Source organism: Streptosporangium sp. NPDC000509 (assembly GCF_042898365.1).
In the GTDB taxonomy this organism is placed as follows: domain Bacteria; phylum Actinomycetota; class Actinomycetes; order Streptosporangiales; family Streptosporangiaceae; genus Streptosporangium.
The window spans coordinates 56,189-68,339 of sequence record NZ_JBIAYX010000015.1 but is presented as its reverse complement, the minus strand read 5'-3'; the positions used below and the strand labels follow the sequence as shown (position 1 = coordinate 68,339).

The following is a 12,151-nucleotide window of genomic DNA, read 5'->3' as shown; positions in this document are numbered from 1 at the left end:
CAACGCGCCGCATCACCCCCGGCGCCCGGGGTCTGTATCAGTCCTGCTTGGTGGAGCGCTCCGCCCGGAGCCGCTCGATCTCCGCCTCGAAGTCGGCCAGCGTCTCGAAACCGCGATAGACGGAGGCGAACCGTAGGTACGCCACCTCGTCCAGTTCGCGGAGCGGGCCCAGGATGGCCAGCCCGACCTCGTGGGCCGCGATCTCGGCGCATCCGGTGGCCCGGATGCTCTCCTCGACCCGCTGGCCCAGCTGCGCCAGGGAATCCTCACTGACGGACCGCCCCTGGCACGCCCGCCGGACCCCGGCGATCACCTTGTCCCTGAAAAACGGCTCCGTCACACCGCTGCGCTTGCTCACCATGAGCAGAACGGTCTCCTGCGTGGTGAACCTGCGCCCGCATTCCGAGCACGTGCGCCTGCGGCGGATCGCCCCGCCGTCCTCGGTGGCCCGGCTGTCGATGACTCGCGTGTCCAGATGGCGACAGAACGGACAATGCACGCGTGTCGCCTCCTTGACCTACCGAAGCGGCCGACCCACCTCACCTACCCACGACACGCACGGCCAGACGCCCGCGCACACATCTCGAAGAGTCGAGATGCGGTAATGGAAACACAAGCTGTGGTGAAGTGTTGCGATGCAGCCACTAGATGTTGTGGTCCAACCGTAGAAGTGCTCGACCATGAACGCAAGTTGAAACGACCTTGCGGCACGAAGTCGCTGATCAGCCCGCACATCCCGGCGTGTCGCCACCCATGCGAGACCCCTCTCGCCCCGGACGCCTCTCGTCTCACAGTCGCCCCAGGCGACCCGTCGGACGAGCCCCTCGTATCCCCTCTCACCCCCCTCGCCCCACCCGCGCCGCCGACCCGCCTCACCCCTGCGGAACGGAGGCCCGCCCCTCTCGCCGGCCGCCCCGCCGGAGCCCGGCCGGGCGCCGCGGCGGTCCCACGAGCCCCGGCCCGATCGCCGGAGCCCGGACCGGCCTCACCTCACGGAGACGAGGCCCTCCGGGAGATAGAGCCGGGTCCCCGGCCGGACCTCCGAGCCGGACAGCCCGTTGAGGTCCATGATGCGACGGACCGCCGAGCCGGTGTCCGCCTCCTTCGTCAACGCGTCCGCGATCTCCCACAGCGTGTCGTCCGCGTGCACCGTGATCCGCGGCAGCCCCTCAAGGCCCGCCCGCTCGTCCGCCGCGACCATGTCGATGCGTCCGCCGATCCAGAGCACCGCCAGGCTGAACAGTGCGAGCACCGCCACCACGACGATCCTTCCACGCCGGGTGAGTCGAAGGGGCCGCCGAACCGCTCCCTTCCGGCCGACACCCGGCCGGCGGGTGCCCGCCGAGGATGCCGTCGCCGATCGCGGCGCCCTCCTCGGCCCGGCCCCGCGTCCGGCTCCCCGTTCCGGGTCACGCCCGGACCACTGTCCCCGCTCACGGCCGGGGCTCCACCCCCGCCCACGCCCGAGCGACCGCCTCGCCTCGCGGCCAGGACTCCGCCCGGGCTCACGCCCGGACGCCCCGCCGGGCTTTCGCTCGGACTCACGCGAGGCCCGCCCCGACTCTCGCCCACGCTTCCGCCCGGACTCCCGAGCGGATTCCCGTCTCATCTCGCGGCCGGACCTTCGCGCAGCCTCACGGCCGGATCCTCGCCCGGGCTCACGCTCGAAGACCCGCTCGGGCTCCCCGCCGGACCTTCGCCCCGGCTCGCGGCCGAGGCGCGCCCTCGGCACCGGTCCTGACACCGGCACCGAGTCCCACACGGCCTCCCACCCCTGCTTCGCCTCGGACCTCCGCCCGGACTCCGGCGCGGGACCGGGCTCCGGCTCCGGTCTCGGGGGCGGCACGAGCCGCAGGCGCGGCGCTCCCGCTGATCGCTGCGCCGCCCGGGACCTCGGCGCGATCCTGGATCGTGGTGTCGTCGCGGTCGGTTTCACGGTGGCCCCCCATCCCCTCGACCTGGCCGAACACATGTCGAAGAAAGATCGGTGAATCGAACACGATGTCGATCGAACTCCCGTACGATGTTGTACACCACGGCGTCGCCGATTTCGAGGACATTCGAACAATTGTTTGAGTATGATCTTCGGCCGAGGTATGGTCGCTGTGTGCGACGTGTTAAATACAGACCGGGAGGCGAGGAGTTCGTATGAGCCAGCACAACGAGAACGGTTCGGCCGCCAGCGACCTGGCGGTGCGAAGGCGTGACTCCCTTGGCCTCACCCCCAGGCAGCGGAAGATCCTTGAGGTGATCCGCGATTCCGTGCAGCAGCGCGGCTATCCGCCGTCCATGCGGGAGATCGGCGAAGCGGTGCAGCTCACCAGCACCTCCAGCGTGTCGCACCAGTTGACGGCTTTGCAGCGCAAGGGCTACCTGCGGCGTGATCCGCACCGCCCCCGCGCCTTGGAGGTCCGCCTTCCCGGCGAGCCCGTGCTGTGGGTTGATCCCGACTCCGGTGAGGACGAGACTCCGGTCAGCCGTCCGACCGCCGCCTATGTGCCCCTCGTCGGTCAGATCGCCGCCGGTGGCCCCATCCTCGCCGAGGAGAGCATCGAAGACGTCTTCGCCCTGCCCAGGCAGCTTGTCGGTGAGGGCACGCTCTTCCTCCTCCAGGTGACCGGCGACTCGATGATCGAGGCCGCCATCGCCAACGGTGACTGGGTGGTCGTGCGCCAGCAGCCGGTCGCCGACAACGGCGACGTGGTCGCCGCGATGATCGACGGCGAGGCCACGGTCAAGACCTTCAAGCGCAGAGACGGCCACGTCTGGCTGGTCCCGCACAACCCCAACTACGACCCGATCCCCGGCGACGAGGCCACCGTGCTCGGCAAGGTCGTCGCGGTCCTCCGCAAGCTCTGACGCGAGCGTCCCACGCAGGCTCCTCACCGCTCTCCACGGGCTCCGGCCCGTGGAGGCGTCGCCGCCTGAGAGCGTCACCCGGCACGCGGGTCCGGACCGAGCCACACCGTGGCCACGCGAGCTCGGCATCACGCGCCTCCGGCTTTCTGTGCGACACGCCATAGAACGACACGCCGGATGGGGCCCGACATCAGATGTCGGGCCCCATCCGGCGTTCTCAGGTGATGGGACATCCCCGGGAAGATCTCTCGCCGGCGGGCACGGAAACCCACCCGGCGAGGCCGAGATGGAGGCCCGCCGCTTGAAGCGGCACGGGTTCTCCCCCGAAGTGGTCACGGGGACACGCCGGCCGAGTTGACGCGCGACACCCGGGATGCCCTCGCAAGGGCACCCCGAGTCCGTAACGACCCCGCGAGACGGCCGCGGCCACGACGGTCATTCAGCGGTCCGTCGTCCGCGGCGAGGGCACGCGGGACGACTACGGCACGATGTTGACCAGCTTGGGCGCGCGGACGATCACCTTGCGCGGCGTGCCGGACAGGAAGGGCTGAACCTTCTCCGACCGCAGGGCCAGCGACTCCAGGTCCGCCTCGGAGATCTCCGGGGAGACCTCCAGCCGGTCGCGCACCTTGCCCGCGACCTGGACGACGCAGGTGACCGACTCCTGGACCAGCAGCGCCGGGTCGGCCACCGGCCAGCCCGCGGTGGCGACCGAGGCGGCGTGTCCCAGCCGCTCCCAGCCCTCCTCCGCCGCGTACGGCGCGACCAGGGACAGCATGACCGCGAGGGTCTCGGCGGCCTCCCTGACCGCCGGGTCGGCGGCGCCGGGGCCGGAGTCGATGGCCTTGCGTGCCGCGCTCGTCAGCTCCATCATGCGGGCCACCGCGACGTTGAAGCGGTGGGACTCGACCAGCTTGGTGACCTCGTCGATGGTGTGGTGGACGACCTTGCGCAGGTTCAGGTCTCCCGCGGTGACGTCGACGCCGGGCGCGGAGGCCGCGCCGGCCTCCGCCATCACGCGGAACGCGCGGGCGAGGAACTTCTGCGAGGCCGCCGGGGAGACGTCGGACCAGTCGATGTCGTCCTCGGGCGGTCCGGCGAAGACGACGGTCAGCCTGACCGCGTCGACACCGTAGGCGTCGATCTGCTGGCCCAGGTCGACGCCGTTGCCCAGCGACTTGGACATCGCCTTGCCCTGGTTGATGACCTGCCCCTGGTTCAGCAGACGGGTGAAGGGCTCGACGAAGTCGACCATTCCCATGTCGTGCAGGACCTTGGTGAAGAACCTGGCGTACAGCAGGTGCAGCACGGCGTGCTCGACGCCGCCGATGTACTGGTCGATCGGACCCCACCTGCGCACGCGCTCGACGTCGAACGGCCCCTCGTCGTAGGCCGGGTCGACGTAGCGCAGGAAGTACCACGAGGAGTCGACGAAGGTGTCCATCGTGTCGGTGTCGCGCTTCGCCGGGCCGCCGCACTTGGGGCAGGAGACGTTGACCCAGTCTTCGGCCGAGGCGAGCGGGGAGATGCCCTTGGGCGCCAGGGCCTCGCCACGCATGTCGGGCAGGGTGACGGGCAGCTGGTCGTCGGGGACGGGGACCTCGCCGCAGTCGGCGCAGTGGATGATCGGGATCGGGCAGCCCCAGAAGCGCTGGCGGGACAGCAGCCAGTCGCGCAGCCGGAAGTTGACCGTGAAGTGACCGGTGCCCCGCTCGCTCAGCACCTCGATGATCTTCCGGATCGCCTCGGCCTTGGCCAGGCCGTCCAGCGGGCCGGAGTTGACCATCGCGCCGTCACCGGTGGTGGCGACACCGGTCTCGCCGGGATCGGCCAGACCGGTGTGCACGACCACCCGTACCGGCAGGTCGAAGGTACGGGCGAAGTCCAGGTCGCGCTGGTCGTGGGCGGGCACGGCCATGATGGCGCCGTGGCCGTAGTCGGACAGCACGTAGTCGGCCGCCCAGACCGGCATACGCTCACCGTTGACCGGGTTGATCGCGTACCGGCCCAGGAAGACGCCGGTCTTCTCCTTCTCGGTGGACAGCCGGTCGATGTCGGACAGCTTGGACACCTCGACCCGGTATGCCTCGAACGCCTCGCGCCGGTCGTCGGTGACGATCTCCTCGGCCAGCGGCGCGTCCGGGGCGACCACGAAGAAGGTGGCGCCGTACAGGGTGTCGGGACGGGTGGTGTAGACGGTGACCGGCTCGTCCCGGCCCTCGATCACGAAGTCGACGTCGGCACCCTCGGAGCGGCCGATCCAGTTGCGCTGCATCGTCAGCACGCGCTCGGACCAGCCGCCTTCCAGCAGGGACATGTCGTCCAGCAGCCGGTCGGCGTAATCAGTGATCTTGAAATACCACTGGGTCAGCTCGCGACGGACGATCTCGGCGCCACAGCGCTCGCACCTGCCGTCCTTGACCTGCTCGTTGGCGAGCACGGTCTGGTCGTTCGGGCACCAGTTGACCAGGCCGCCCTTGCGGTAGGCCAGGCCACGCTCGAAGAAGCGGTTGAAGAGCCACTGGGTCCATTTGTAGTACGAGGTGTCGCTGGTGTGCAGACGGCGGGACCAGTCGAAGGAGATCGCGTAGCGCCGGTAGGAGTTGGCCTGGGTCTCGATGTTGGCGTAGGTCCACTCCGCCGGGTGCGCGTTGTGCTTGATCGCGGCGTTCTCGGCGGGCAGGCCGAAGGAGTCCCAGCCGACGGGGTGCAGCACGTTGTAGCCGCGCTGGACCCAGTAGCGGGAGATGACGTCGCCCAGGGCGAACACCTCGGCGTGCCCCATGTGCAGGTCGCCCGAGGGATAGGAGAACATGTCGAGCATGTAGCGCCGCTCGCGCGGGTCGGCGGGGTCGTCGGAGGCCCGGAAGGGATCCAGTTCCTCCCACCTGCGCTGCCACTTGACCTGCAGGGCCTGCGGGTCATAGTGCTGCTCGTCGCTCTGCATGTCGGCTCGCTCGCTCACGTCGATCTTCCTCGGGGTATGCCTGCGTGGATGGTCCGACCCGTCCGGCCCAATGCAAAAACCCCCCGCTCACGCGGAGGGCAGCCGCATCGGCAGGGCGCTCAGGGACGGGAAGGCCGATGCGGCCCGATAAGCAGGGTCGCGGCACGCATAGGGCAAGACTATCGCAGCCCGCAAGGCGTATTCGTGGCCGACGAGAACAGGGCCGATCACGGCAAACAGGAGACAGGATCCGGCCAGGTCAGCAGAATGGAGGCTCCCGTTCTCCCGGGGGCAACGAGACCCGATGGCTATACGCCTGTTGTGACCTCGTATGTCTCTCGCGTTTACTCTTCTAACCGTGGCACATTCAGCAGAGTCGGGGCAGGGCCCGGATCCGATGGAGGTCGGCCTGCCCATGCAGGATCCGCCGACCGACCCCACCGGACTCCAGTTCAGGGGGGCGTTCTCCAGTTTCCCTGCGAGCCCCCCCGTCTCACGTGAGACCATGCCCAATACGCCTAATTCGGGCACCCGCGCGGGAGGTAAGGAAAGCATGGCCTCGGAGCAGTCCAGCCAGTCCCACCTGCCTTCGGCATGGCCGGAGGCTGCCGAGCCGTCGCCCTCGTGGTCGAACGATTCGCTTGGCACCGGACCCCGGCTGCCCCTCCCGCAGGACGAGCAGCAGAGCGGCAACGGCCCCTCCTGGCAGACCTCACCCGGCGAAGGACAGCGCGCCTCCACATCCCAGGCCGACCTCCCCGGCGGCGGCCGGTCCCAGAGCACCCCGCCCCAGAGCGACGGCCGCCCGCAGAGCCCCCAGGCCGACGGCTGGGCGCAAGCCTCGGCCCCGCAGAACAACGACGGCTGGGCACAGGCGACCAACCCTCAGGTCAGCAGCTGGCCTGATGCCTTCAGTCCGCGCAACGACGGCTGGGCGCAAGCCTCGGCCCCGCAGAACAACGACGGCTGGGCACAGGGGTCCGGTTCTCAAGCAGACGGCTGGGCACAGGCATCCGGTTCACAGGCCGACGGCTGGGCACAGGCGTCGGCCCCGCAGAACAACGACGGCTGGGCGCAAGGATCCGCCGCACAGGCCGGCGGCTGGGCGCAGGCGTCGGGTCCGCGGGGCATCGACAACCGGCACCAGACCCCACCCGGCAACGGCAACGGATGGCCGCAGCCCACCTCCCCCCAGTCCCACAACGGCGACCAGCGCCAGGCCCCCCAGACGGACTCCCCCGGCGGCCGGCCCCAAGCAGCCACTCCCGACGACACCTGGCCCCCCACCCCGCCCCACAGCGACCGCACCCAAAACCCGCAGGCCGACAGCTGGGCACAGGCGACCAGCCCGCAGGCAGGCGGCTGGGCACAGGCCTCGGCTCCCCAGAACAACGACGGCTGGGCACAGGGGTCCGGTTCTCAAGCAGACGGCTGGGCGCAAGGATCCGGTTCACAGGCCGACGGCTGGGCGCAGGCATCGGGTCCGCGGGGCACCGACAACCGGCACCAGACCCCACCCGGCAACGGCAACGGATGGCCGCAGCCCACCTCCCCCCAGTCCCACAACGGCGACCAGCGCCAGGCCCCCCAGACGGACTCCCCCGGCGGCCGGCCCCAAGCAGCCACTCCCGACGACACCTGGCCCCCCACCCCACCCCACAGCGACCGCACCCAAAACCCGCAGGCCGACAGCTGGGCACAGGCGACCAGCCCGCAGGGGAACGCCCAGCGGCAGGGTTCCGGCGCGGCGGGTGAGACGTGGCAGGCCACCGCACCGGGGCAGCCCTCCGGTCGCCCCTCGGCGGAGAACAACGCGTGGCCGCCGGCGCAGGCGGAGAACGCCGCTTGGCCGCCCACCTCTCCGGCGGGCGGTGACACCTGGCCCCCGGCCTCCCCGGGAAACGCGGGATTCGCCGAGGCCCCCACCTCGACGTTCTCCCCCGCCTGGGCGAACGGTGACGCTCCGGCCGCTCGCTCCGGCGGCGCCCTCCCCGGCACCGCTCAGGGTTCCCAAGCCGGCGCCACCCCCTTCGGCGGCAGCTCACCCGATGGCGGCCACCCGAACGGCCCCCAGAACGGCGGCGACTCCGGCGGCGAAAACGCCCGGCGCGGTTACGGCGTGCCCGACAACCCCGCCATGTGGGCCCTGGCCGCGGCGAACGCGGCGGCCCCCAACGCGTCCTCGGCTCTGGGAGCACCCCCTGTTCACCCCGGAGCCGACCCGCGACAGGGCGGACCCCAGCAGGGGCAGTCCCAGCCAGGCCAGCCTCAGCCTGGTCAGGCGAACCAGCCTGGCCAGCCCGGCCATCATCTGAGTCGTGACCCGTCCGACCCGAACAAGCCGTTCGTCACCGCGGGTCAGATCAGCGGCCCGAAGACACCTCCGCCGGAGCGCCAGCAGGAGTTGTGGAACACGGTCTTCGGCGACAACTATCAGGCCATCGAGGACGAGGAGGACGGGGAGCGGGGCCGACCGGTCTGGATCTTCGCGCTCGCCGGATCCGTGGTCATCGCGCTGCTCGGCGCGGTGCTCTGGGCCTTCCTGGCCGGGCCGCTCGCCTCGGCCGACGAGGAGATCCCCGCCGATCCCAAGCCCGCGGCGACCCAGAAGTCGACCAAGCCCGCCGCCATCGGCCGTCTGCCGCGCTTCACCGGCGACGCCTCACCGGTGGTCGGTACGCTCACCGACCAGCAGGCGGGGATCACCCTGGCACAGCTCGGTGCCCCCTGGCGGCAGGACCAGCGTCCCGGCATGCCCGCCAGCTACGGCTTCACGACCCGCCAGTACCTCCCCGCGGGCCCGGACTCCACGGGCAAGACCCAGTTCGCCCAGCTGATGTCGGGTCCGCTCTCCCCGCGTTTGAAGGCGAAGTACACCTCGCCGGAGAACCTCGCACCGGTGATCAACGCGGTCGCCTCCAGCGGGCGCAACAAGTTCTTCCCCGAGGGCAACACCGCCCGCAAGACCGCCCAGCAGACCCTGTCGGTGAACGGCCTGCCCGGCCAGCTCGCCGCGTATGAGATCACCTCGGGCGACTCGAAGACGACCATGGTCGTGGCCGCCGTGAGCACCGGCGCCGACCTGCCCGCGATCGTCTACATGTCGGTGCCGGACAGCAAGAAGGAGTTGCTCCCCGACATCAACACCGTCTTCAAGTCGATCCGCGCGCTGGAGCGGTGAGCACCGCTCCCGTTCTGAGGGGCGAGGAGCACCGGAAGGTCACGTAAGGCTAGAAGGTGCACCTCATCCGCTTGATGCCGTTGATGAAGCTGGAGCGCAGACGGTCGGGCTCCCCCTCGGAACGGATGTCGGGCAGGCGGGTGAACAGCTCGCGGAACATCACGGTGATCTCGCGGCGGGCCAGGTGGGCGCCGAGGCAGAAGTGCGGCCCTGGCCCGCCGAAGCCGATGTGCGGGCCCTCGGTGCGCTGGATGTCGAAGCGGTGCGGATCGGTGAAGACGCTCTCGTCGCGGTTGGCGGCCCAGTAGTACAGCAGGACCTTCTCGCCTTCGCGGTAGAGGTGGCCGTTCATCTCGTGGTCGCGGGTGAGGCTGCGGCGCATCCAGGCGACGGGCGAGGCGAGGCGGACGATCTCCTCGACGGCACCGGGCAGGCGTCCTTCGAAGTCTTCGAGCAGCAGTGCTCGCTGGTCGGGGTTCTCGCTGAACAGGTGCAGACCGTGCGAGATGGCGTTGCGGGTGGTCTCGTTGCCCGCCACCACCAGCAGGATGAAGAACGAGCCGAGCTCCTGCATCGTCAGCTTCTCGCCGTCGATGTTGGCGCTGGTCAGTGCGGTGGTGAGGTTGTCTCCGCCCTCGGCGGCCAGGGAGACGACGAGGTCCTGGAGCCCTTGCCCCGCGCCGAGGAGCAGTTCGGCGGCGCGACTGACGTCGGCGATGAACTCGGGGTCTCCGCCCGACAGGATGATGCTCGTGGCGTCGAAGACCGCCTGGTAGTGCTCGGGTCCGATGCCCATCATGTCGCAGATGATCTTCAAGGGCAGTTTCGCCGCCACCTCGGTCACGAAGTCGCAGCCGGGGCCCTTCGCGATCAGATCGTCCACGATCCGCACGGCGGCGGCCTCGACGTCGACCTCGAACTGCTTGATCATCTTTGGCGTGAACGCCCGGGAGACGATCCTGCGCAGTCTCGCGTGCCGGGGATCGTCCATATTGATCATCGAGCCGAAGTACTCGCCGAAGTCGGGGCCGAGGTCCTGGATGGACGTCGCCCCCCGGCCGGAGGAGAAGACGTCGGGGTGGCGGCTCGCCTCGATGATGTCCGCGTGCCGCACGAGGGCGTAGTAGCCGGGACCCGGCGGGGCGAAGGGGATCTCGGGCTCGGCGAAGAGGACGGGGCCCGGCTGCGCGCGAAGCACCGCGAAAGCGGCCTCCCGCTCCGCCATCGGCCGCTCCCAGAAGGAGATGTCCGACAGGTCGATGTCCGCGAGTGAAACCGTCACGCCAGCCTCCACTAGAACCGCGTTCTGCTTCTTGGATCCTGCCACAGGACCCTCACCTCAACCAGCGCAGAACGAGGTCGTCGCCTTTCCCGGAGCACTCCCGATGTGGGAAGCGCCCGTCCTGAAGAACATGCTCCCCCCTGCGACCCCGCGAAAGGAAGGCCGGAGCCCGGCCAAGCCGGTCCTCCCGCGCGACCGGTACGCGGGAGACTTCCCGGTGACCGACGTCACAACGCCCCGCCCCCCGGCACCCGGGCACCCGGGCACCCGGGCACCTCGACGCCCCGGCATCTCGCGCCTCAACGCCTCGGCGAGTCCTCGGCGACGAGGTCGGCGGCTCTTTCGGCGATCATTACGGTGGGCGCGTGGGTGTGTCCCCGGGGAATGACCGGCATGATCGAGGCGTCGGCCACCCTCAGACCGGCGATCCCCCGCACCCTCAGGGCGGGATCCACCACCGATCCGGGATCCTCACCCATCCGGCAGGTGCCGACCGGATGGTAGAGGGTCTCGCTGCGTTCGCGGATCCAGCGGACGAGCCCCTCCTCGGTCCTCGGACCCCAGTACGGGTCCATCGGTGGCCCCGCGAGTGGCCGGAGCGCCTCGGTGGCGAACAACTCCCCGGCCTTGCGCAGCCCGGCCACCTGACGGCGGACGTCGGCCTGCGCCGTCAGGTAGCCGGGGTCGATCACGATGTCCTCGCCGTCCAGCGAGAGGCGGCCTCGACTCTCCGGCCGGAGCAGGATCGAGGCGATGGTCAGGCCGTGACCGGGCGGCGGGGTGAGGCCGTGGCCGATGAACGACCCGGGAGCGAAGATCAGCTCGATGTCGGGGGCGGGCTCCTCGTCCGAGGTGCGGATGAACGCCACGGCCTCGCCGACGTTGGAGGTGAGCATGCCCCGGCCCCCGGCCAGGAAGCGGAGCAGGTTGCCGATCGACTCGGCACCGGCGAGGGTGATCGGCTTGAGACAGTGCAGGAAGACGCCCGAGGCGAGATGGTCCTGGAGGTTGGCGCCGACCTCGGGCAGTTCGTGGACCGGCCCGACGCCCGCGGCCAGCAACTCGTCCACCGGGCCGATGCCCGACAGCATGAGCAGGTGCGGTGAGCCGATCGCCCCGGCCGACAGGATGACCTCTCCCCGCGCCCGGGCCACCGCTGCGTCGCCGTACTCCACCCCGGTCGCCCGCCCGTCTTCGACGAGCACCCGGCGTACCCGCGAGGAGGTCAGCACGGTGAGGTTGGGTCGCCCGGCCGCGGGGGCGAGGTAGGCGTCGACGGAGCTCCAGCGGCGGCCCCTGTGCTGGGTGACGGGTGTCGGCGAGCAGCCCTCGTTGGAGGGGCCGTTGAGCTCGTCCAGGCGGGCGATGCCCAACTCCTCGCAGGCCCGCAGGAAGAGCGCGGTGGCGGGGTTCGGGGAGCGCAGCTCCGAGATGTGGATCGGGCCCTTCGTGCCGTACACATCTCCGTGGTTGGAGCCCGTGCGGCGCTCGGCCCTGCGGAAGTACGGAAGGACCTCCTCATAAGACCAGCCTGGCACGTTCCATCCGTCGTAGTCGGCGCGGTGCCCGCGCACCCACATCTGGGCGTTCATCGAGGAGGACCCGCCGAGCATCCGGCCGCGCGGCCAGTAGAGTTCCCTGCCGGACAGCTCGGGCTGCCCGACGGTGGTGAAGTCCCAGTCGCACTCGGTCTTGAAGAGCTTGGCGAAACCGGCGGGCATCCGGACCTCGAGTCTCCGGTCGGAACCACCCGCCTCGATGAGGGCGACCCTCACGCGAGAGTCGGCGGAAAGACGGTTGGCCAGCACGCATCCGGCCGACCCCGCACCCACGATGACGTAGTCGTACTCCACGCTCAATGACCTCTCATCACACAGACGAC

General features: G+C 70.3%; 7 protein-coding genes. 2 read left to right on the top strand and 5 right to left on the bottom strand.

What is annotated here, in order from left to right; translation table 11 throughout:
- Window positions 1–37: 37 nt before the first annotated feature.
- Together nrdR and ACFY3D_RS26415 are read right to left on the bottom strand one after the other, a co-directional pair.
- Window positions 38–499: a transcriptional regulator NrdR gene (nrdR, locus tag ACFY3D_RS26420; RefSeq protein ID WP_350945916.1), complete on the bottom strand. Its 462-nt coding sequence runs from the start codon at window positions 497–499 to the stop codon at window positions 38–40.
- Window positions 500–985: 486 nt separating this feature from the next.
- Window positions 986–1,258, bottom strand: coding sequence for a LysM peptidoglycan-binding domain-containing protein (locus ACFY3D_RS26415; protein ID WP_350945915.1), 273 nt, complete (start codon window positions 1,256–1,258; stop codon window positions 986–988).
- An 890-nt stretch (window positions 1,259–2,148) separates the two neighbouring features.
- Between ACFY3D_RS26415 and lexA the strand changes: the two genes are divergently transcribed.
- Window positions 2,149–2,859 (top strand): transcriptional repressor LexA, encoded by a 711-nt coding sequence (gene lexA / locus ACFY3D_RS26410; RefSeq protein ID WP_350945914.1) that lies wholly within the window; start codon window positions 2,149–2,151, stop codon window positions 2,857–2,859.
- Between the two features lie 478 nt (window positions 2,860–3,337).
- On the opposite strand, the gene leuS is transcribed toward lexA, so the two are convergent.
- Window positions 3,338–5,806: a leucine--tRNA ligase gene (gene leuS / locus ACFY3D_RS26405; RefSeq protein ID WP_389984254.1), complete on the bottom strand. Its 2,469-nt coding sequence runs from the start codon at window positions 5,804–5,806 to the stop codon at window positions 3,338–3,340.
- Between the two features lie 553 nt (window positions 5,807–6,359).
- Between leuS and ACFY3D_RS26400 the strand changes: the two genes are divergently transcribed.
- On the top strand, window positions 6,360–8,987 hold the full coding sequence (locus ACFY3D_RS26400) for a hypothetical protein (protein WP_389983794.1): 2,628 nt from the start codon (window positions 6,360–6,362) through the stop codon (window positions 8,985–8,987).
- Window positions 8,988–9,036: 49 nt separating this feature from the next.
- Here ACFY3D_RS26400 and ACFY3D_RS26395 read toward each other — a convergent pair whose 3' ends face one another.
- Both ACFY3D_RS26395 and ACFY3D_RS26390 read right to left on the bottom strand, forming a co-directional pair.
- A complete protein-coding gene (locus ACFY3D_RS26395; RefSeq protein ID WP_350946107.1) occupies window positions 9,037–10,212 on the bottom strand; it encodes a cytochrome P450 in 1,176 nt (391 codons plus the stop codon).
- 356 nt (window positions 10,213–10,568) lie between these two features.
- Entirely contained in the window at window positions 10,569–12,122 is a 1,554-nt protein-coding gene (locus ACFY3D_RS26390; protein WP_389984251.1) for a GMC family oxidoreductase, read from the bottom strand.
- Window positions 12,123–12,151 lie beyond the last annotated feature (29 nt).